Origin of the sequence: Micromonospora sp. TSRI0369 (assembly GCF_001905625.1) — a bacterium.
In the GTDB taxonomy this organism is placed as follows: domain Bacteria; phylum Actinomycetota; class Actinomycetes; order Mycobacteriales; family Micromonosporaceae; genus Micromonospora; species Micromonospora echinospora_A.
Map to the genome: position 1 here is coordinate 409,735 of NZ_LIVU01000001.1, position 19,374 is coordinate 429,108.

General features: G+C 73.6%; 21 protein-coding genes. 10 read left to right on the forward strand and 11 right to left on the reverse strand.

Going from position 1 to position 19,374, the window contains the following annotated elements; all coding sequences use genetic code 11:
- The first annotated feature begins 52 nt into the window (after positions 1 to 52).
- Positions 53 to 1,201, forward strand: a complete 1,149-nt coding sequence (locus AMK25_RS01970) for an Mrp/NBP35 family ATP-binding protein (RefSeq protein WP_073825626.1) — start codon at positions 53 to 55, stop codon at positions 1,199 to 1,201.
- Positions 1,202 to 1,338: 137 nt separating this feature from the next.
- On the opposite strand, the gene AMK25_RS01975 is transcribed toward AMK25_RS01970, so the two are convergent.
- Both AMK25_RS01975 and AMK25_RS01980 read right to left on the reverse strand, forming a co-directional pair.
- Positions 1,339 to 1,755 carry a preprotein translocase subunit TatB gene (locus AMK25_RS01975; RefSeq protein ID WP_073825630.1) on the reverse strand — a complete coding sequence of 139 codons (417 nt, stop codon included), beginning with the start codon at positions 1,753 to 1,755 and terminating at the stop codon, positions 1,339 to 1,341.
- Between the two features lie 72 nt (positions 1,756 to 1,827).
- On the reverse strand, positions 1,828 to 3,132 hold the full coding sequence (locus AMK25_RS01980) for a S1C family serine protease (protein WP_192900183.1): 1,305 nt from the start codon (positions 3,130 to 3,132) through the stop codon (positions 1,828 to 1,830).
- A gap of 211 nt (positions 3,133 to 3,343) precedes the next feature.
- Here AMK25_RS01980 and AMK25_RS01985 point away from each other — a divergent pair, with 211 nt between their 5' ends.
- A complete protein-coding gene (locus AMK25_RS01985) occupies positions 3,344 to 3,994 on the forward strand; it encodes an O-methyltransferase (protein WP_255419527.1) in 651 nt (216 codons plus the stop codon).
- Position 3,995: 1 nt separating this feature from the next.
- On the opposite strand, the gene AMK25_RS01990 is transcribed toward AMK25_RS01985, so the two are convergent.
- Both AMK25_RS01990 and AMK25_RS01995 read right to left on the reverse strand, forming a co-directional pair.
- Entirely contained in the window at positions 3,996 to 5,456 is a 1,461-nt protein-coding gene (locus tag AMK25_RS01990) for a leucyl aminopeptidase family protein (RefSeq protein WP_073825637.1), read from the reverse strand.
- A gap of 143 nt (positions 5,457 to 5,599) precedes the next feature.
- Positions 5,600 to 5,767, reverse strand: a complete 168-nt coding sequence (locus tag AMK25_RS01995; RefSeq protein ID WP_013283866.1) for a DUF3117 domain-containing protein — start codon at positions 5,765 to 5,767, stop codon at positions 5,600 to 5,602.
- Between the two features lie 190 nt (positions 5,768 to 5,957).
- Between AMK25_RS01995 and AMK25_RS02000 the strand changes: the two genes are divergently transcribed.
- Together AMK25_RS02000 and AMK25_RS02005 are read left to right on the forward strand one after the other, a co-directional pair.
- Positions 5,958 to 6,776 (forward strand): PaaX family transcriptional regulator, encoded by an 819-nt coding sequence (locus tag AMK25_RS02000; RefSeq protein WP_073825640.1) that lies wholly within the window; start codon positions 5,958 to 5,960, stop codon positions 6,774 to 6,776.
- 4 nt (positions 6,777 to 6,780) lie between these two features.
- Entirely contained in the window at positions 6,781 to 7,572 is a 792-nt protein-coding gene (locus tag AMK25_RS02005) for an enoyl-CoA hydratase-related protein (protein ID WP_073825644.1), read from the forward strand.
- An 87-nt stretch (positions 7,573 to 7,659) separates the two neighbouring features.
- Here the strand turns inward: AMK25_RS02005 and AMK25_RS02010 are convergent, their stop codons facing one another.
- Genes AMK25_RS02010 through AMK25_RS02025 form a run of 4 tightly spaced genes read right to left on the reverse strand, consistent with a single transcriptional unit; the run spans position 7,660 to position 10,050 of the window.
- Complete coding sequence (locus AMK25_RS02010) at positions 7,660 to 8,283, reverse strand: hypothetical protein (protein WP_073825648.1); 624 nt, start codon at positions 8,281 to 8,283, stop codon at positions 7,660 to 7,662.
- Positions 8,284 to 8,319: 36 nt separating this feature from the next.
- Complete coding sequence (locus tag AMK25_RS02015) at positions 8,320 to 8,904, reverse strand: DNA-3-methyladenine glycosylase I (RefSeq protein ID WP_073827031.1); 585 nt, start codon at positions 8,902 to 8,904, stop codon at positions 8,320 to 8,322.
- 37 nt (positions 8,905 to 8,941) lie between these two features.
- Entirely contained in the window at positions 8,942 to 9,442 is a 501-nt protein-coding gene (locus tag AMK25_RS02020) for an SRPBCC family protein (protein ID WP_073825651.1), read from the reverse strand.
- On the reverse strand, positions 9,439 to 10,050 hold the full coding sequence (locus AMK25_RS02025) for a DivIVA domain-containing protein (RefSeq protein WP_073825654.1): 612 nt from the start codon (positions 10,048 to 10,050) through the stop codon (positions 9,439 to 9,441). The genes AMK25_RS02020 and AMK25_RS02025 overlap by 4 nt, the downstream gene beginning before the upstream one ends.
- Positions 10,051 to 10,202: 152 nt before the next feature.
- Here AMK25_RS02025 and folP point away from each other — a divergent pair, with 152 nt between their 5' ends.
- Entirely contained in the window at positions 10,203 to 11,072 is an 870-nt protein-coding gene (folP, locus tag AMK25_RS02030; RefSeq protein WP_073825656.1) for a dihydropteroate synthase, read from the forward strand.
- 4 nt (positions 11,073 to 11,076) lie between these two features.
- Here the strand turns inward: folP and AMK25_RS02035 are convergent, their stop codons facing one another.
- On the reverse strand, positions 11,077 to 11,454 hold the full coding sequence (locus AMK25_RS02035; protein ID WP_073825659.1) for an NADH-quinone oxidoreductase subunit A: 378 nt from the start codon (positions 11,452 to 11,454) through the stop codon (positions 11,077 to 11,079).
- 126 nt (positions 11,455 to 11,580) lie between these two features.
- On the opposite strand from AMK25_RS02035, the gene AMK25_RS02040 reads away from it, so the two are divergent.
- The 3 genes from AMK25_RS02040 (at position 11,581) to AMK25_RS02050 (ending at position 16,052) form a co-directional block, all read left to right on the forward strand.
- Entirely contained in the window at positions 11,581 to 12,981 is a 1,401-nt protein-coding gene (locus AMK25_RS02040; RefSeq protein WP_073825663.1) for a hypothetical protein, read from the forward strand.
- A gap of 196 nt (positions 12,982 to 13,177) precedes the next feature.
- The gene (locus AMK25_RS02045; RefSeq protein ID WP_073825667.1) at positions 13,178 to 15,025 is read left to right on the forward strand and encodes a 2-oxoacid:acceptor oxidoreductase subunit alpha; all 1,848 of its coding nucleotides are present in this window, start codon (positions 13,178 to 13,180) and stop codon (positions 15,023 to 15,025) included.
- The gene (locus tag AMK25_RS02050; RefSeq protein ID WP_043326944.1) at positions 15,018 to 16,052 is read left to right on the forward strand and encodes a 2-oxoacid:ferredoxin oxidoreductase subunit beta; all 1,035 of its coding nucleotides are present in this window, start codon (positions 15,018 to 15,020) and stop codon (positions 16,050 to 16,052) included. Before AMK25_RS02045 ends, AMK25_RS02050 begins: the two co-directional genes overlap by 8 nt.
- Before the next feature lie 79 nt (positions 16,053 to 16,131).
- Here the strand turns inward: AMK25_RS02050 and AMK25_RS02055 are convergent, their stop codons facing one another.
- Positions 16,132 to 16,779, reverse strand: coding sequence for an FMN-dependent NADH-azoreductase (locus AMK25_RS02055; RefSeq protein WP_073825672.1), 648 nt, complete (start codon positions 16,777 to 16,779; stop codon positions 16,132 to 16,134).
- A gap of 86 nt (positions 16,780 to 16,865) precedes the next feature.
- On the opposite strand from AMK25_RS02055, the gene AMK25_RS02060 reads away from it, so the two are divergent.
- Positions 16,866 to 17,348, forward strand: coding sequence for a MarR family winged helix-turn-helix transcriptional regulator (locus AMK25_RS02060; protein WP_241826214.1), 483 nt, complete (start codon positions 16,866 to 16,868; stop codon positions 17,346 to 17,348).
- A 24-nt stretch (positions 17,349 to 17,372) separates the two neighbouring features.
- Here AMK25_RS02060 and AMK25_RS02065 read toward each other — a convergent pair whose 3' ends face one another.
- Positions 17,373 to 18,386: a potassium channel family protein gene (locus AMK25_RS02065; RefSeq protein WP_073825680.1), complete on the reverse strand. Its 1,014-nt coding sequence runs from the start codon at positions 18,384 to 18,386 to the stop codon at positions 17,373 to 17,375.
- 223 nt (positions 18,387 to 18,609) lie between these two features.
- On the opposite strand from AMK25_RS02065, the gene AMK25_RS02070 reads away from it, so the two are divergent.
- Complete coding sequence (locus tag AMK25_RS02070; protein WP_073827032.1) at positions 18,610 to 19,251, forward strand: helix-turn-helix domain-containing protein; 642 nt, start codon at positions 18,610 to 18,612, stop codon at positions 19,249 to 19,251.
- The last annotated feature ends 123 nt before the right edge of the window (positions 19,252 to 19,374 follow it).

Below are 19,374 nucleotides of genomic sequence, written 5' to 3' on the forward strand. Positions count from 1 at the left end.
ACCGCCCCCGCCAGCGGCGGTGGCCAATGACCCGCGACGTAGCATTGCGGGCATGTCAGCACCCGTCAGCACCGTCTCCGACGCGATCCAGGCCGCCCTGGCCACCGTCAACGACCCGGAGATCCGCCGGCCGATCACCGAACTCGGCATGGTCCAGTCCGCCGAGCGGGACGACGACGGCGTGGTCCGGGTGGAGCTGCTGCTCACCGTGGCCGGCTGCCCGCTGAAGGACAAGCTGCGCAGCGACATCACCGCCGCGGTCGGCGCGGTGCCCGGCGTCAGCGGCGTGGAGATCGTCTTCGGGGTGATGAGCCCGGAGCAGCGCCAGGAGCTGCAGTCGAAGCTGCGTGGCGGTGGTGCCACGGCCGAGCCGGTGATCCCGTTCGCCCAGCCCGGCTCGCGGACCCGCGTCTACGCGGTCGCCAGCGGCAAGGGCGGCGTCGGCAAGTCGAGCGTCACCGTCAACCTGGCCGCCGCGCTCGCGTCCCGGGGCCTGTCGGTGGGTGTGGTGGACGCGGACATCTACGGCCACTCGGTGCCCCGGATGCTCGGCGCCGACGGCGCGCCGACCCGCGTCGAGGACATGATCATGCCGCCGCAGTCGCACGGCGTGAAGGTCATCTCGATCGGCATGTTCACCCCCGGCAACGCCGCTGTGGTCTGGCGCGGGCCGATGCTGCACCGGGCGCTTCAGCAGTTCCTCGCCGACGTCTACTGGGGTGACCTGGACGTCCTCCTGCTCGACCTGCCGCCGGGCACCGGCGACATCGCGATCTCGGTGGCCCAGCTGCTGCCGAACGCGGAGATCCTGGTGGTCACCACGCCGCAGGCCGCCGCCGCGGAGGTCGCGGAGCGGGCCGGCGCGATCGCGCTGCAGACCCACCAGCGGGTGGTCGGCGTCATCGAGAACATGTCCTGGCTGGAGATGCCGGACGGCTCCCGGATGGAGGTCTTCGGGGCCGGTGGCGGCGCGGCGGTGGCCGAGTCGCTGACCCGGACCATCGGCGCGCAGGTGCCGGTGCTGGGGCAGATCCCGCTGGACACCCGGGTACGTGAGGGCGGCGACGCCGGTCAGCCGATCGTGCTGGCGCAGCCGGACGCGCCGGCCGCGAAGGCCATGTTCCAGGTCGCCGACCGCCTCGCGGTGCGCCGCGAGTCGCTGCTAGGCAAGCCCCTGGGCCTCAAGCCGGCAGGCCGCTAGCTCCCACCGCTCCCCACCGCCCCTTCCCGCCTATGCGGGAGGGGGCGTCCCCTTTTCCGGGGTCGATCATGAGGTTGGCGGTCGCCGGAGCGGCGTGTCGCGCCGTCAACTTCATGATCAGCGCGACAAGAGGGCCGTCAGGTGGCGTCGTCGTAGGATGGGCGGGGGGCCGGCGGCGTCGGCGTGGGCGTGCCGGTGGCCACGCTGGGGGTACGCAGGTCGGCGGCCTTCGCGACGTCCTTCAGCTCGTCGTGCACGCCGGTGACGTCCGAGCGCAGGTTGTCGTACATGCTCTGCAGCGGCTTGCGGATCGCCTGCTCGTCGTCCTCGCTGAGCAGATGCTTGCGGATGAACGCCTTGGGGTGCAGATCCTCCAGCTGGATGTCCGTGCCCAGCTCGCGGCTCAGGTCGCCGGTGGCGTTGCGCGCCATGTTGCGCAGGTTGCGGACCATCCGGAGACCGTCGTTGATGACGTTGGGCAGCCGATCCCCGAAGATCAACAGCGCCAGGAGCAGCAGGACGCCGATCTCCCACCAGTTCAGGTTCTCGAACACCGCGGCCTCCTCGTCCGTGTCAGGGCAAGACTACGCACGTCAGGTGACCGTCCGGGAGGGGGTGACCGGTGCTCACTTCGCGTCAGCGGCGAGCGTCACCGACGCGTTCTGCCGCGACGACCCACGCCGGTACTCGACTGTCACCACCGACCCGGGCGCGTACTTGCGCACCAGGGCCACCAGATCGGTCGGGTCGGTCATCGGATGGCCGTCCAGCCGCAGCACCACGTCCCCGGTACGCAGCCCGGCGGCCGCCGCCGGGCCGGCCGGCTCGACCGCGTTGAGGCGTACCCCGCCGCCGGTGGCGCCGGTGCCGCCGACCTGGGCGCCGATCACCGTACGCCGGGCCTTGCCGGTGCCGATGATGTCCTCGGTGATCCGCTTCGCCTGGTTGATCGGGATGGCGAAGGCAAGGCCGATGTTGCCGGCCTCCTGCCCGTCCGCCACCAGTGACTTGATCGTCGAGTTCACCCCGACCACCCGGCCGGCCCCGTCGACGAGCGGGCCGCCGGAGTTGCCGTGGTTGACGGCGGCGTCGGTCTGGATCGCGGCGTAGTAGCGGGTCGGCCCGCCCGGCTCGCCGGCCTGCATCGTCCGGTCCAGCGCGCTCACGATGCCGGCGGTGACGGTGTTTGCGAGCGACAGCGGCGAGCCGATCGCGAGCACCGGGTCACCGACGGCCAGGGCGTCGGAGTCGCCGAACTGCACCGGGGTCAGCCCGGTGCGGGAGACTTTGATCACTGCGATGTCCGACTCCGGGTCCTGCCCGACCACGGTGCCCGCGGCGGTGCTGCCGTCGTTGAACACGACTGTCGCCTTGCCGGGGCCGTCGGCCACCACGTGGTCGTTGGTGACGATGTGCCCCTCGGCGCTGACCACGAAGCCGGAACCCTCGCTGGTGCCGCCGAGACTGACCACCCGGATGGTGACCACGCTGGGCAGGACCCGCTCGGCGACGCCCGCGAGCGACTCCGGCTTGCGCTGGGCCAGCGCCGGGGCCTGCCCGGACTGCGCGCCGAGCGTCGGCACGTCCCCGCCGCGCAGGAGGGCGTACGTCAGGGCGCTGCCCAGGGAACCGGCCAGCAACGCCGTGACCAGCGAAATCAGCACCACCTGGCGCAGCCCCGGCCGGGTCGGCAGGTCCGGATCGGTGACCGGCTCCGGCTCACCCGCCCCGGGCGCCGGCGCGGCCGGAACCACCACTGCGGCCGGCGCGTACGGGTCCCGCCACGGGTCGGCGAGCGCGTCCGACCACCACGGCGACGTCGCCTGACCCGGGGTGTCCTGCGCGGGTCGTCCCGGCGCCGGTCCACCCGGTGCCGGTGATCCGCCGGGCCGGCGCCAGTCCCAGCCGTCGGTCACGTCGGTGCCTCCCACTCCGTCCCCCTTGCCCCGTGCCGGAGACCGGCGGAGCCGGACGACCGTGACGCGCGGGACGCATCCAGGATTACACGGATGACGCGAATGGAGTCAGGGGTTGCCCTCCGTGACCGCTTCACAGCGGACTCGCGGCTGCGCGGGTACCGGCCCGCCTCTACGCTCACAGTGCATACCGCCCCTCGCACCAGTCCGCCCCCGGAGGTGTCCCATCGCCACGGTCGCCGGTCACGGCAGTTCGACGGCCCAGGCGCTTCACTTCGCCGAGTCGTACGTCACCGAGGACCTCGTGCTGCGCACGGCCCGTGCCCTCGCCCACGAGGTGGGGGTGGAAGCGGTCACGCCCGGGTCGGGCGCCGCCCTGCGGCTGCTCGCCGCCGCCGGCAGCGCCCGGGCGGTGGTGGAGATCGGCACCGGCACCGGGGTGAGCGGCGTCTGGCTGCTGCGCGGCATGCGCCCCGACGGGGTGCTGACCACGATCGACGTCGAGGTGGAGTACCAGCGCATCGCCCGTCGGCTGTTCCAGGAGGCGGGTTTCCCGTCGGGACGCACCCGGATCATCACCGGCCGGGCCCTCGACGTGCTGCCCCGGCTCGCGGACGGCGCCTACGACCTGCTCTTCGTGGACGCGGCGGCCACCGGCTTCGCCGCGTACGTGGACGCGGCGCTGCGGCTGCTGCGCCCCGGCGGGGTGCTCGCGCTCAACGGCGCGCTCGCGGCGGGCCGGATCGGCGATCCGGCCGCGCGGGACGTCGAGACGGTCACCGTGCGGGAGACCATCAAGACGATCCGCGAGTCGGAGAACTGGGTGCCCGCGCTGCTGCCGGTCGGCCACGGCCTGCTCGCCGCTGTGAAGAGCTAGATCAACCCAGCGTCGCCAGCCAGCGCAGCAACCCGCGTACGCCCCAGCCGGTGGCGCCCTTGACCAGCTCGCCGTGCGTGTCGTCGGACCACGAGGGCGCGGACATGTCCAGGTGCGCCCAGCGGTCCCGCAGGTCACCGGTGAACTCCCGCAGGTACAGCGCGGCCACCACCGAGCCGGCCCCCTGCGCCGGTGAACTGTGCAGGTCGGCGACGTCGCTGGCCAGGTGTTCGACGTAGTCGTCGGCGAGCGGCATCCGCCAGGCCCGCTCACCGGCCGCGGTGATCGCGTCGAGCAGGTCGCCGGCCAGGGCGTCGTTCTCGCTGTAGAGCGCCGCGTGCCGCTTGCCGAGAGCCACCGCGTTCGCGCCGGTCAGCGTGGCCAGGTCGACGAGCAGGTCGGGCTTCAGCTCGCGGACCGCGTACGCCATCGCGTCGGCGAGCACCAGCCGGCCCTCCGCGTCGGAGTTGGTGCTCTCGCTGGTCAGCCCGCCGTAGTGCCGGATCACGTCGCCGGGGCGGAACGCCGACCCGCTGACCATGTTCTCGGCGAGCGGGGCCAGCGTGGTGACCCGTACCGGCAGCCCCAGCTCGGCGGCGCCGAGCGTCGCGGCGATCACGGCGGCAGCCCCGGCCATGTCCTTGCGCATGAGCTTCATGGCGGGAACCGGCTTGATCGAGATGCCGCCGGTGTCGAACGTGATGCCCTTGCCGACGAGCACCACGTGGGTGCGCGCGCCCTCCGGCCGCCAGTCCAGCTCGACCAGGCGCGGGCCGCTGGCGGAGCCGCCGCCGACGGCCAGGATGCCGCCGAAGCCCTCGGCCGCCAGCTCCTGCGGGCCGCGTACCCGCAGGTGCAGGCCGGTACGGCCGGACGCGGCGCCGGCCACCTGCGCGGCGAACCACTCCGGGTTCTTGGTGGACGAGGGCGTGTTCGTCAGGTCCCGGGCCAGGCGGGTCATCTCGGCGGTGGTCCGGGCGGCGTCGAGCGTGCCGGCGAGGGCCTCCGGGTCGTCGACGAGCACCAGCGCCTCGGCCAGGGCGGGACGTCCGCCGGCCTCGGTGAGCCGGAAGCGGTACGAGCCGAGCAGCAGGCCCTCGGCCAGGCCGCGCAGCGCCGCCGTCGCCTCGGCGGGAAGCGCGATAGTGATCTGCGTCTCATCCTTCGCCGCGCGGGCCAGCGCGGCCCCCGCGGCACGCCAGTCGTGCTCCTCGCCGTTCCCGACGCCGAGCAGCCACAACCGTCCCGGAGCGCCACCGGGACGCAGGTGCTCGCGCACCTCACCGGCCGCGCCGGTGAGCCGGGTGGCGGGCAGCACGGCGGCGGCCTCGGCCCGGACGTCCTCGCCGGGCGACACCGCGGTCGGGACCAGCTCGGCCGGAGAGTCCGGCTTCCCGGGACGGACGGGCAGGGCGAGAGCGTCGGACCCCACGGGTCCGCTCACCAGACGAATGACCAGCACGCTGGACCGTACCTCCGAAACGGTTTCAACGGGGACGTTTCATCGCTCGCCCACCGAGGAAGGCCCTGAGCCACCGGCGACGCCGGTGGCTCAGGGTATGACGAACCGCCCGCGCGGCGGACGCCACGCGGACACTCCTCGAATCAGCCCGCTGCCGCCTTCAGCGCGTCACCAAGCGCGGTGGCCTCGTCGGGAGTCATCTCGACGACGAGCCGGCCACCACCCTCCAGCGGGACACGCATGACGATGCCCCGGCCCTCCTTGGTGACTTCCAGCGGACCGTCGCCCGTCCGCGGCTTCATCGCCGCCATGTTGTCTCCCCTCAGACCTACACCAGGGTCGGTGAGTTGCCCCACAGCCACTTCGCCATCGCCATCCGCAACCCTCGCGGAAGGCTCGACCAACGATTTTCCCTGATGAACACCGCCGGACCCAAACCGAAGCAGCATTGATGTAACAGCATCTAGCTTATCTTGGATAGGCCTGTCACAATGTGCGGTCATGCAGGCACGGTCGGCACTCTTCGACCTGTACGGCGACCACCTCCGGGCCCGGGGTGGCCGCGCACCCGTCGCCGCCCTGGTCAAGCTGCTCGCCCCGCTCGGGATCGCCCCACCGGCGGTGCGTACCGCGGTCAGCCGGATGGTCCGTCAGGGCTGGCTGGATCCGCTCCGGCTCGCTTCCGGACCCGGGTATTCGATCACCCCGAAGGCGGCCCGTCGACTCGACGAGGCGGCGTCGCGGATCTACCGGACCGGACGGCACAGCTGGGACGGACGGTTCGACCTCCTGGTGCTCACCCCGCCCACGTCCCGCCGCGACCGGCAGCGGCTCGCCGCCAACCTCACCTTCCTCGGCTACGGCACGCTCGACGACTGCACCTGGGTCGCCACCCGCGCCGGCGAGGACGTCGACCTGCTGCTCGACGAGGCGGGCGTGCGCTACGAGCGGTTCACCGCCGCCCACACCGCCGGCACGCCCGGCGCGATGGGAGTGGTCCGCCGCGCCTGGGACCTGGCCGAGATCGGCCGGGCGTACGAGCGCTTCGTCGCCGAGCAGAAGCCACTCCTGTCCGGCGTCACGGTGCGCAGCAGCGACGAGGACGCGTACGCGGCCCGGTTCCGGCTCGTGCACGCGTGGCGTACGTTCCTGTTCCGGGACCCGCAGTTGCCACCGGCGCTGCTGCCCGAGCGGTGGCCGGGCACCAGCGCGGCCAGCTTCTTCGACCGGCACGCCGCCCGGCTCCGGCCGGCCGCGGACCGGTACGTCGAGCAGTGCCTCGACGCGAGCAACCGCCTCGCCAGACAGAAGGGTCGTTAGAAACGTGACCGAGCCGCTCCTCGTCGACCGCACCGACGCCGTCGTCACCCTGACGCTGAACCGCCCGACGGCGATGAACTCGCTCGACGTGGCGCTCAAGGAGGCGCTCCGGGACACCCTGGCCGAGCTGGAGACCGACCGCTCCTGCCGGGCCGTGGTGCTGACCGGCGCGGGCAGCTCGTTCAGCGCCGGACAGGACCTGCGCGAGCACGTGCGGACGCTGGACTCGGCCGACACCGACCCGCTGGGCACGGTCCGGGCGCACTACAACCCGATCGCCGCCCGGCTGGCCAACCTGCCCAAGCCGGTGGTCGCCGCGGTGCGCGGCATGGCCGCCGGGGCGGGCGCCTCACTGGCCCTGCTCGCCGACTTCCGCATCGGCGGCCCGAAGACCCGCTTCCTGATGGCCTTCGCCGGGGTGGGGCTGGCCGCCGACACCGGCGCGTCCTGGACGCTGCCCCGGCTGGTCGGCCACGCCAAGGCCGTCGAGCTGCTGATGCTCGCCGAGCCGGTGGGCGCCGAGGAGTCCTGCCGGCTGGGCCTGCTCACCAAGCTGGTGGACGACGACGAGCAGGTGCTCCCGGCCGCGCAGGAGCTGGCCGCGCGGCTCGCCGCCGGCCCGACCGTCGCGTACGGGGCGATCAAGCGCCAGCTCTCCATCGCCGACGCCGGCACGCTCGCCGACGCGCTGGCCGCCGAGGCGCAGGCGCAGGCGATCTGCGGCGCCACCGCCGACCACCACGCCGCCACCAAGGCGTTCGTCAACAAGCAGAAGCCGGTCTTCGAGGGCCGCTGAACCCGCGCCGGGCCGGGCGCCGGGAATGCCCCGCGCGCCCGCTCAGCGGGCCACGTGGCCGCCGTGGATGGGGATCGTGTGCCCGGGTCAGTCGTCCTCTTCCGGATCCTGGTTGGCCTCGACCCCGAGCACGAACGCCTGCATGGCCAGCTCGTCGCCGTAGGGCGAGACGAACGCCGGCAGCTCACGCGGACCCAGCTCCTGCACGTAGGACCAGAAGATCCGGACCGCCTCGGCCCGCGACGCCGCCTCGATCGGCAGGTCCAGGCTGACCAGCCAGGTGCTGCGGGCGGGCGGCGGGCCGATCCGGTCGGCCAGCGCGCGCCAGCGGGCCGGGTCGAGCGCGACCACCGGCCCGTCCGGCGCCGCGCCGTCGACCGGAACCGGCTCGTCCAGCGCCCGCCGGGTGTACGTGATCACGAGCGACCCGGCCGACGGGTCGGACTGCGGGTCGTCCGGGTCCTCCCGGGTCTCGGACGTCGCAAGCGCGACCCGGCCGAGCGCCACCAGCCGCAGCGGCTCGCCGACGAGCACCGCGACCCGGTCGCCCGGCCGCGGGCGGGCCGCCCCGGCCGGCCCGGTCAGCTCCAGCACGTCGTGGTGCACCAGCCGCTCGGCCTCGAAGCGCTCGGCCGGCAGCAGCACCGCCCAGGCGCCGGTAGTGGTCTCACCGTCGGTCGTCCCGCTCGTACGCGGCTCGGTGTCGGTCATGTCCCAATCCCATCACGCCGGAGGTCGCGGACTCCGTCACACCCCGGCCCGGTCACCGCTCACGTGGCAGTCGGCCAGGTGGTCGTCGACCATGCCGGTGGCCTGCATCAGCGCGTAGGCGGTGGTGGGGCCGACGAACCGGAAGCCCCGCTTCTTGAGCGCCTTGGCCATCGCGACGGACTCCGGGCTGGTGGCCGGCACCTCGGCGAAGGACCGGGGGCGCGCCGCCCGGGGCGGGGGCGCGAAGGACCAGAGCAGCGCGGAAAGACCCTCGGGCAGCTCCGACGCGGCCCGGGCGTTGGCGACCGCCGCCTCGATCTTGGCCCGGTTGCGGACGATCCCGGCGTCGGCCATCAGCCGGGCCACGTCGGCCTCGCCGTAGCGGGCCACCCGCTCGATCCGGAACCCGGCGAACGCGAGCCGGAACGCCTGCCGCTTGCGCAGGATGGTCAGCCAGGACAGGCCGGACTGGAACGCCTCCAGCGTCAGCCGCTCGTAGAGCGCGTCGTCGCCGCGCAGCGGCCGGCCCCACTCCTCGTCGTGGTAGACGGCGTAGTCGGGGGTGCTCGCTCCCCACGCGCAGCGCGGCAGCCCGTCTGGGCCGGTCACCAGGTCAGTCACGGCGTCCACGGTAGGTCAGCCCACCGACAACCCTGGGTCAGGGCAGGCGGCCCTGCTCGACCAGCCGGGCGAACTTCTTCAACGCCTGCGTCAGGCTGAACTTCGAGCCGGGCCAGAGCACCGGCCAGGCCACCCGGCCCGCCGGGCCGCCCGGCAGGTGGAACCACTCGTGCCAGACCACCTGGGTGCGGTCGCGGTCCATCGGGGTGCAGCGCAGCACGCCGGGGCCGCGCAGCAGCTTGCCGCAGTGCACCACCCCGACCTCGTACGGGGCGTCGACCCGGACCACACGCATCTCGTCGCGGAGCACGGCCGGGCCGAGCGCGGTGACCGCCTCGACCAGGCTGCCCTCACCGCCGTCGCCCTCGACCACCCGGACCCGGGTCAGCGGGATCCAGTCCGACTGGCGCTCCCAGTCGGTCAGCGCGGCGAAGACCCGGTCGGCCGGCGCGTCGACGATCACCGTGGCGGTGACCTCGCCGGCACCGCGCCGGGACGCCTCGGTGAAGTCGTCCGCCGGCCGGCCGGCGCCGGTCACGCCGACTCCGACCGGACCACCGGCCCGCGCTCCCGGTCGGAGTCGCCGCCGGCGGCGATCCCGTCGGCCGGGTCGACGGTGTCCTCGGTCGCCGCGGCGGCGGGCGCCTCCGCCACGCCCGGCTCGGCCGGGGCGCGTCCCGGCTGCCCGTCGGCGTCGGTGTGGGCCGGGCGCTCCGGCGCGGACAGGTCGATCACCACCGGCTCCGGGTCGGACGGGTCGACGGCCGGTTCCGTCTCGGGCCGGGTCGCGGCGGCCTCCTCGCGCGCCCGGCGCAGCGCGTCGGCGTCCTCGGTGCGCCCGTCGCGCAGGGCCGCGTTCTCCGCCTCCAGCACGCTGATCAGCTCGGACTTGTAGCCGATGTCGTACGCCGCCCGGCGCAGCGCGGAGTCGACCTGGGCCATCCGGTAGCCGCGCAGCGCCGTGTCGAAGCGGACGCCTGTCACGTCCGACTCGTCGAGCGGACGGCTGCCCGGCAGGGGCACGGCCCGCCCGTCCGGCTCGGCCGGTGTCAGGCCCGGATCCTTGCCGGAGACCAGCACCGTCACCCCGAACACCACAGCCGCGACTGTCAACGCGACGACCAAGAGGAGCAGAACCTCACCCATGCACAGATCGTGGCATGCGGGCCCGGATCGGGCGAGCCCTCCGGGACGTCCGGTCGGTAAATGCGTCCGGCGCACGGGACCGGAACCGGTGGCGCGGACGGGACCGGATAGCGTCGGACCGGCCGGCGAGCGCGGGCGACGAGGAGGCGGGCATGACCGGGGCGTTGCGGCTGGGCGGACGGACGTTCGGCCCCGGTGAGCTGGTGGTGATGGCGATCGTCAACCGCACGCCGGACTCGTTCTTCGACCGGGGTGCCACGTTCGCGCAGGACAGCGCGCTGCGCGCGGTGGAGCGCGCGGTGGACGAGGGCGCCGAGATCATCGACATCGGCGGGGTGAAGGCCGGCCCGGGCGACGAGGTGGACGTGGCCGAGGAGATCCGGCGGACGGTGGACACCATCGCCGCGGTCCGGTCCGCCTTCCCCGAGGTGGTCATCTCCATCGACACCTGGCGGGCCGAGGTGGCGGTGGAGGCGGTGGCGGCCGGCGCGGACCTGCTCAACGACACCTGGTCGGGGGCGGATCCGGCGCTGGCCCGGGTGGCCGCGGCGACCGGCGCCGGGCTGGTCTGCTCGCACGCCGGCGGGCTCGCTCCGCGTACCCGGCCGCACCGGGCCGCCTTCGACGACGTGGTGGCCGACGTGCTCGCCACGGTGACCGGGCTGGCCGAACGCGCGGCCGGGCTGGGTGTTCGCCGCGACGGCATCCTGATCGACCCGGCGCACGACTTCGGCAAGAACACCCGGCACTCGCTGGAGATCACCCGCCGGCTGGCGGAGCTGACCGGCACCGGCTGGCCGCTGCTGGTGGCGCTGTCGAACAAGGACTTCATCGGCGAGACGCTCGACCTGCCGGTGCCCGAGCGGCTGGAGGGCACGCTCGCCGCCACAGCGGTCTCGGCCTGGCTCGGCGCCCGGGTGTTCCGCGCCCACCAGGTACGCCAGACCCGCCGGGTGCTGGACATGGTGGCGTCGATCCGGGGCGACCGGCCGCCGGCGGTGACCCGGCGCGGGCTGGCCTGACCGGTCAGGTCCAGCGCAGGACGCCGCGCCGCCAGGCGTAGAGGATGCCGAGCGCGACGATCGACACGAAGACGCCCATCTCGACGACTGTGGTGGCCCCGAAACCGGGCCGGTCGAACACCAGCGCCCACGGGAACAGGAAGACGGCCTCGACCGCGAAGAGCACGTACAGGTAGGCGTAGACGTAGTAGCGGATCTGCATCTGGGCCCAGTCGCCGCCGACCGGGTCGATGCCGCACTCGTACGTGGCCCGTTTACCCCACGGTTCGGCCGGACGGCTCGGACGTAACACCCGGTTCGCGGAGAACGCCGTCACGAAGAAGAGCACGGCGGCGAGCAGCAGCAGACCGAGCGTGGCGTACGAGCCGAGATATCCGGTCACGACCGGAGCGTACCGGTCCCGTCCAGATGTCCCGGACACGTTACGAATTCGTTTCCTGGCAGGACTAGTGCCTGATGGCAAGCATCACCGAATAATGAGACTCCCTTGACCCGTCCCGGAGGACAGATGCCCCGCCTGCGCGTTCGACCCGTTCGGCGGGCCGCGCTCCGCCGTACCCTCGCGCTGCTGGCGCCCGTGCTGGTCGCGGCGGTGGTGGCGGTGGCGCCGGCCGGTGCGACGGCCGGCGTCGGAGGCCCGCTCGGCGTGGCCCGGGTGGTCGAACCCGCCGATCCGGCCGCGGAGCCGACCGAGCCGGTCCCCACCGAGGATCCGGGGACCACGTCGCCGGCCCCGCCGCCCACCGAGGCGCCGCCACCCCCGAGCACGCCTCCGCCGCCGGTCACCACCGCGCCGGCCCCGCCGGTCAGCAGCCCGCCCGCCGAACCGGCGCCGACCAGCGCGGCCCCGAACACCACCAGCGCGCCGCCGCCGGTCGTGCCGCCGGTCCAGCCCCCGCCGCCGCCCTCGGCCCAGCCGCCCGGCGGGCCGCTCGGGGTACGGGTGAAGACCGAGGACGTGGTGCTCACGCCCGACTACTGGAACGCCGACAGCACGGTGGCCACGCTGCGGGTGACGGTGACGAACACCGGCGGCCGGGCGGAGCGGATCACGCTCGCCTACACGCTGCCGCCCGGGCTGACCGACGCGGGCACGCCGGGCTGCCAGCCGACCGGCGGCGCCAACCACAGCTGCGTCGGGTGGGACGCCGAGCCGGGTGCCCGGTTCAGCGCCACCATCCGGGTACGGGTCGACGGCGACGCCTGGCGGACCATGCCGCTGACCGGTTCCGTGCAGGTCACCGCCGTCGCGCCGGGGGTCAGCGGAGCGGCGTACGACGACGAGGGCTTCCCGGTGCTCTTCCCGCCCGGGCCGCCGGTGCCCGGGATCTCGCTGCGCGCCGACGAGGTGCTGTTCGACATCAGCGGCGCGCCCAGCACGCTCACCGTCCGGCTCGGCAACACCGGCGCGGTCGACGCCGTGGGCCGCGTCGAGGTGCTCCTGCCGGCCGGCGTGACGGCCGGCGACACCGGCAACGGCTGCGCCGCGGTGACCGCCGACCGGACCCGGTGCGAGCTGGGCGTCCTGCCGGCCGGCCGGACCGCGACCCTGCGGTTGACGCTCGCCGCCTCGGCCGAGGCGCAGCGCCGGGCCCCGCTGGCCGGTGCGGTGATCGGCCGGCTGGATCCGCGCAGCGGGCGGGACCGGCAGGTGCAGATGAGCTTCCGGATCAGCGCCGCCGCGGCGGACGCCACCCCGCCGGTGGACGCGCCGGGTCCGACCGCCTCGCAGGGCGTGCTCGCCGCCGGCGGCGGGCCGGCCGACGACGACGCCTCGATCCGGCGGACCGCGATCGCGCTGATCGCCGTGTCCGGCCTTCTGGTCGTGCTCGCGTTGACGCTGGCGACCCGTTCGCTGCGCCGCCGCAGCGACATCACCATGCCGGAGCCGCCGGTCACCGACAGGTGATCATGGATGGGTGGTGATCTGGGTTACGGACCCAGGTACTAAACCCTGCAAAGCGGGGCATACAGCGGCCCGAACCAGTCCCATACGTCGGACCTCGACCAAGGTGGCCCTAACGTGGCGACGTAGGCTCTGACGTGAGAATCGGAGCGGGCCGGGCCGGCAGGGGCGACGGCGCTCAGCGAAGCGAGGTGCGGGTGTGACCAAGCAGATCCGTCAACTGGACCGGGTGGTCATCCGGTTCGCCGGTGACTCCGGCGACGGCATGCAGCTCACCGGCGACCGGTTCACGTCGGAGACGGCGCAGCTGGGCAACGACATCTCCACGTTGCCCAACTTCCCGGCCGAGATCCGCGCCCCCGCCGGCACCCTCCCCGGCGTCTCCAGCTTCCAGGTGCACTTCGCCGACTACGACATCCTGACCCCGGGTGACGCGCCGAACGTGCTGGTGGCGATGAACCCGGCCGCGCTCAAGGCCAACCTGGCCGACCTGCCGCGCGGGGCGGACATCATCGTCAACACCGACGAGTTCACCCGGCGCAACCTGGCCAAGGTCGGCTACGCGACCAGCCCGCTGGACGACGACTCGCTCGCCGGGTACGCGGTGCACCCGGTGGCGCTCACCTCGATGACGATCGGCGCGCTGGCCGAGCACGCCGTCTCCAAGAAGGACGCCGAGCGGGCCAAGAACATGTTCGCGCTCGGGCTGCTGAGCTGGATGTACTCCCGCCCGTACGAGTCCACGCTGCGCTTCCTGGAGCGCAAGTTCGCGGCCCGTCCCGAGCTGGTGGCGGCGAACGTGGCCGCGTTCCGGGCCGGCTGGAACTTCGGCGAGACCACCGAGGACTTCTCCGTCCGGTACGAGGTCAAGCCGGCGAAGATGCTGCCCGGCACCTACCGCAACATCACCGGCAACGCGGCGCTGTCGCTGGGCCTGGTGGCCGCCGGGGTGCGCTCCGGGCTGCCGGTGTTCCTCGGCGCGTACCCGATCACGCCGGCCTCGGACATCCTGCACGAGCTGAGCAAGCACAAGAAGTTCGGCGTGGTCACCATGCAGGCCGAGGACGAGATCGCCGCGGTCGGCGCGGCGCTGGGCGCCTCGTACGGCGGCGCGCTCGGCATCACGACCACCAGCGGCCCGGGCGTGGCGCTCAAGAGCGAGACGATCTCCCTCGCGGTGGCGCTGGAGCTGCCGCTGGTCATCGTCGACGTGCAGCGGGCCGGGCCGTCCACCGGCATGCCCACCAAGACCGAGCAGGCCGACCTGAACATGGCGCTGTACGGCCGGCACGGCGAGGCGCCGGTCGCGGTGATCGCGCCGAAGTCGCCGTCGGACTGCTTCCACGCGGCGCTGGAGGCGGCCCGGATCGCGCTCACCTACCGCACGCCGGTGATCCTGCTGTCGGACAACTACGTCGCCAACGGCTCCGAGCCGTGGCTGCTGCCGGACGTGGAGTCGCTGCCCGACCTGCGGGTCGAGTTCGCCACGAAGCCCAACGGCGAGGACGGCACCACGTTCCTGCCCTACCTGCGGGACCCGCAGACGCTGGCCCGTCCGTGGGCGGTGCCCGGCACCGCCGGCCTGGAGCACCGGATCGGCGGTCTGGAGAAGGCCGACAAGACCGGCGACATCTCGTACGACCCGGCCAACCACGACTTCATGGTGCGGACCCGGGCGGCCCGGATCGAGGCCATCCCGGTGCCGGCCGTCGAGGTGGAGGACCCGGACGGCGACGCCCGGGTGCTGGTACTGGGCTGGGGCTCCACGTACGGCCCGATCGGCGCGGCCTGTCGTGGCCTGCGCCAGCGCGGGCACTCGGTGGCCCAGGCGCACCTGCGGCACCTGGCCCCGATGCCGGCCAACCTCGGCGAGGTGCTGGCCCGGTACGACAAGGTGGTCGTCCCGGAGATGAACCTCGGCCAGCTCGCCCACGTGATCCGGGCGAAGTACCTGGTCGACGCGATCGGCTACAACCAGGTCCGCGGCCTGCCGTTCACCGCCGCCGAGCTGGAGACGATGCTGGAAGAGGTCCTGAAGAATGTCTGAGCCCGTCGCCCTCAAGCTCACCGCCAAGGACTTCAAGTCCGACCAGGAGGTGCGCTGGTGCCCCGGCTGCGGCGACTACGCCATCCTGGCGGCCGTGCAGGGCTTCATGCCGGAGCTGAACATCCCCCGGGAGAACATCGTCTTCGTCTCGGGCATCGGCTGCTCGTCGCGCTTCCCGTACTACATGAACACGTACGGGATGCACTCGATCCACGGCCGCGCCCCGGCGATCGCCACCGGCCTGTCGGTGTCCCGGCCGGACCTGTCGGTCTGGGTGGTCACCGGTGACGGCGACGCGCTCTCCATCGGCGGCAACCACCTGATCCACGCGCTGCGCCGCAACGTGAACCTGAAGATCCTGCTGTTCAACAACCGGATCTACGGGTTGACCAAGGGCCAGTACTCGCCGACCTCCGAGGTCGGCAAGATCACCAAGTCGACGCCGGTCGGTTCGGCGGACGCGCCGTTCAACCCGCTGTCGCTGGCGCTCGGCGCCGAGGCCACGTTCGTGGCCCGGACGATCGACTCGGACCGCAAGCACCTCCAGTCGGTGCTGCGGGCCGCCGCCCAGCACGAGGGCTCGGCGTTCGTGGAGATCTACCAGAACTGCAACATCTTCAACGACGGCGCGTTCGACACGCTGAAGGAGCCGGCCACCCGGGACGACTTCCTGATCCGGCTGGAGCACGGGCAGCCGATCACGTTCGGCAAGGACGGGCAGTTCTGCGTCGTCCACCCGCCCGGCGGCTTCGGCCTGGAGGTCCGGGAGACCGCGAACACGCCGGCCGAGGAGATCGTGGTGCACGACGCGGGCGTGGCCGACCCGGCGTACGCGTTCGCGCTGTCCCGGCTGCCCGGCCTGGACCTGAGCAACACCCCGATCGGGGTGTTCCGTTCGGTGGGCCGCCCCTCCTACGACAGCGTGGTGCAGGAGCAGGTCGCGGCCGCCAAGGCCAGCGTGGACAAGACCCCGGAGCAGCAGCTCGCCGCGCTGCTCGGCAGCGGCGACACCTGGACGATCCTCTGATCCGCCGCTGACCCGTCATGTGAAAGGGCGGGCCGTTCCCCCGTGGAGCGGCCCGCCCTTCGCGTGTGACGCAGCCCGGTCAGGCGGCCGCCGGGGCGGGTACCCACAGCTCGTCGACGGCCCGCTCGGCCGCGGCGAGGCTCTGCTCGAACAGCGGGATCAGCTCGGCCATCGCCGGGTTGACCGGGGCCAGGGTCAGCTCGGCGCAGATGAACCGCGGCTCCAGGCCGGTCAGCGACAGGCCGTGCGGCAGCCACGGCTCGGCGTGGTCCCAGCCCTCCCGCGGGGTGCCCGGGCCGTACCCGCCGCCGCGGCTGACCAGGACGACGAACTGGCGGTCGCCGAGCAGCCCGGCGTTCGTCACCGGGTCGTAGGCGATGCCGGGGGCGATCAGGTGGTCGACCCAGGACTTCACGCTGCTGGGCGCGCCGTAGTTGTAGAGCGGGAGCCCGAGCAGGACCGTGTCGGCCTGCTTCACCTCGGCCACCACCTCCTCGGTCAGCTGCCAGGACGCCTGCTGCTCGGGGGTGTGCTGATCCGGCGGCACCATGCGCGCGAGGCCGCTCGCGGTGTTCAGGTGCGGCAGCGGGTTCTGGCCCAGGTCACGGTAGGTGACGGTGCCGTCCGGGTGGGCGGCACGCCAGGCGGCGGCGGCGCGGGCGCTGAGCCGCCGGCTGATCGACCGCTCCCCCGTGATGCTGGAGTCGATGTGCAGTAGGTGTGCCATTGGTGATTCCTCCTCCGACGATCGTTCGTGTAGGACCAACTATTTATAGCAGGTCGATGTTCCTCGGAGCGCGTAAACTGGGTCACATGTCCGCCGCACCGGTCGAGGAGTCCGAGCGCCGCTCCGGGCCCCTGCTCGACCACCTGGCCCGGCGGATGCGGCTGCGCTCGGAGTCGGTGCTGGCCCCGCTGGGCCTGCGCCCCCGCCACCTGGTGGCGCTCACCGTGCTGCGCGACTCCGGCGGCGTCAGCCAACAGGCACTCGCCGGCACGCTCCAGCTCGACAGCACGAACGTGGTCGGGCTGCTCAACGACCTGGAGGCGGACGGCCTGGCCGAGCGCCGCCGCTCCCCGGAGGACCGCCGCCGGCATGAGGTACGCCTCACCGACGCGGGCACGAAGCGACTACGCGAGGCCGAGTGCGCGCTCGCCGGCGCCGAGGAGGAGGTCCTCGGCGCGCTGGCTCCCGGCGAACGGGACCTGCTCTACGACCTGCTGCGACGGGCCACCCAGGGCCGGTCGTCGACCTGCGGCGAAGTGATGGCGGAGGGCGGCCCGGGCGCCTGCTGACCGCCGGCGCTCAGCGGGGCCGGGTCAGAGCGCGGTGGTTGCCTGCGGCCGGTCGTCGCGGACGTGGACCAGCATGTCGCCGGTCTCGATCACCGCGCCGGCACGGTCGTTGAGCGTGACCACCTTCCCCCGGCGGACCAGCGCGATGACCAGCGACTCCAGCTCACGCGGAGCACGGCCCACCTCGTCGCGCTCGGCCGACCGCATCGCCAGCGCCATGCCCTGACCGGGGGTGAGCAGGTCCTCCACCACGTCGATCAGGGGCGGGGCCGAGGTGGAGAGGCCGAGCAGCCGCCCGGCCGTGGCCGACGAGACGATCACGTGGTGCGCCCCGCTCTGCTTGAGCAGCGGCGCGTTCTCCGCCTCGCGTACCGCCGCGATGATCCGCACCTGGCCGGCGGTGAGCTGCCGGACGGTGAGCGCCACCAGCACCGAGGCGTCGTCGCTGTCGGTCGCGATGATGACCGACTTGGCGGTACGCACGTGCGCCTGCTCCAGCACCGACGAGCGGGTGGCGGAACCCTCGATCGTCACCAGGCCGTTCGCGGTGGCCTGCCGCAGCGCCGGCCCGCTCCGCTCGACCACCACGATCTTGGACTTGTCCGTACCGTTCTCCAGCAGGGCGGAGACCGCGCTGCGGCCCTTGGTGCCGTAGCCGCAGATGATGACGTGGTCCTTCACGGTTCTCCTCCACCGCGACAGGCGGCGCCCGGTGCGGTACTGCTCGGTCAGGACTTCCAGGGTGGTGCCGACCAGGATGATCAGGAAGAGCACCCGGGCGGGGGTGACGAACAGGACGTTGGCCAGGCGCGCGGACGAGCTGACCGGCGTGATGTCGCCGTACCCGGTGGTGGAGAGCGAGACCACCACGTAGTAGAAGCAGTCGAGCAGGGTCAGGCCGCTCTCGTCGACGTCGCGGTAGCCGTCGCGGTCGAGCCACACCACGAACACCGTGGCGAAGACCAGGCCGAGGGCGGCGAGCAGGCGCAGACTCAGCGCGCTCAGTGGCCCCCGCCGCTGCGCGGGAAAATGGATCACCGTCGGTCCCGCTCCGCCACCGTCGCCTGCACGCCCTCAAGATAGCGGGTACGCCCCGAGCCGGCTGGCTGGGCCGCAGGCCCGCCCCGCGCCGCCAACGCGGTCGCCTGGCTTTGATCCACACCTGCCCGGTCGGCACCACGGGGGCCGACCGGGCAGGTGCCGGGGGCGTGGACGGGGCATGATGGGAACGTCCGGGACGCCCGACCGCGAGGAGGCCGGCATGTCGTTGCTGCGACGGGTGATCGGCGGGGTGCTCCGGCGCATCCGCCTGCGCCAGGGCCGCACGCTGCGCGAGGTGGCCCAGGCCGCCGGCGTCTCGCTGCCCTATCTCTCCGAGGTCGAGCGCGGACGCAAGGAGGCCTCCTCCGAGGTGCTCGCGGCGATCTGCCGCGCGCTCGGCATCCACCTCGCCGACCTGCTCGAAGAGGCCCGCGACGAGCTGCGCCGCGAGCGGCCGACGCCGGTCGGCCCCGGGATCTCGGCGGCCCGGTTCGACCGGGTGCCGGTCGCCCGCACCGGGCCGCAGGCGCGGGTCGGCCCACCGCGGCTGTCCGTCACCCGCCGGCCGGCCGTTTCGCCCCGGCCGTCGGTGACCTGCCGTCCCACCGTCTCGCTCCGTCCGCCCGCCGCCCGTCGGCCGGTCACCGCCACACCGCTGCTCGGCGGGGCACTGCGGCCCGTCGGCCTCGGGCCCGCGCCGCTCGGGCCGGCCCTCGACGCCGCCACGCCCACCGGGTTCGGCGGCGGCATCCGGATCTGGCTGACCCCCTCCGCCCCGGCCGTCCGCCCCCGCCCGCGTATCTCATCGGCGGTGGCCCGGCGGCGGGCCCGCGCCGGCCGGCGGCGGCCGGTCGCCGCGTAGCTTCTGCCGAGGGCGGATCTGCCCCGGGCAGAAAGCCTGGGCCGCGACCGTGCGCCCGGCGGACGCTGGAGACCGCCGGGTTCCCGGGCGGTCCCCCGCCCACCGGCGGTACGGAGGTGCGCG

Coding starts and splice junctions, on each gene's coding strand:
- AMK25_RS01970 (WP_073825626.1), top strand. CDS start 53: ATGTCAGCACCCGTCAGCACCGTCTCCGACGCGATCCAGGCCGCCCTG.
- AMK25_RS01995 (WP_013283866.1), bottom strand. CDS start 5,767: ATGGCGGCGATGAAGCCGCGGACGGGCGACGGTCCGCTGGAAGTCACC.
- AMK25_RS02000 (WP_073825640.1), top strand. CDS start 5,958: ATGCAGGCACGGTCGGCACTCTTCGACCTGTACGGCGACCACCTCCGG.
- AMK25_RS02010 (WP_073825648.1), bottom strand. CDS start 8,283: ATGACCGACACCGAGCCGCGTACGAGCGGGACGACCGACGGTGAGACC.
- AMK25_RS02025 (WP_073825654.1), bottom strand. CDS start 10,050: ATGGGTGAGGTTCTGCTCCTCTTGGTCGTCGCGTTGACAGTCGCGGCT.
- folP (WP_073825656.1), top strand. CDS start 10,203: ATGACCGGGGCGTTGCGGCTGGGCGGACGGACGTTCGGCCCCGGTGAG.
- AMK25_RS02040 (WP_073825663.1), top strand. CDS start 11,581: ATGCCCCGCCTGCGCGTTCGACCCGTTCGGCGGGCCGCGCTCCGCCGT.
- AMK25_RS02050 (WP_043326944.1), top strand. CDS start 15,018: ATGTCTGAGCCCGTCGCCCTCAAGCTCACCGCCAAGGACTTCAAGTCC.
- AMK25_RS02055 (WP_073825672.1), bottom strand. CDS start 16,779: ATGGCACACCTACTGCACATCGACTCCAGCATCACGGGGGAGCGGTCG.
- AMK25_RS02060 (WP_241826214.1), top strand. CDS start 16,866: ATGTCCGCCGCACCGGTCGAGGAGTCCGAGCGCCGCTCCGGGCCCCTG.
- AMK25_RS02070 (WP_073827032.1), top strand. CDS start 18,610: ATGTCGTTGCTGCGACGGGTGATCGGCGGGGTGCTCCGGCGCATCCGC.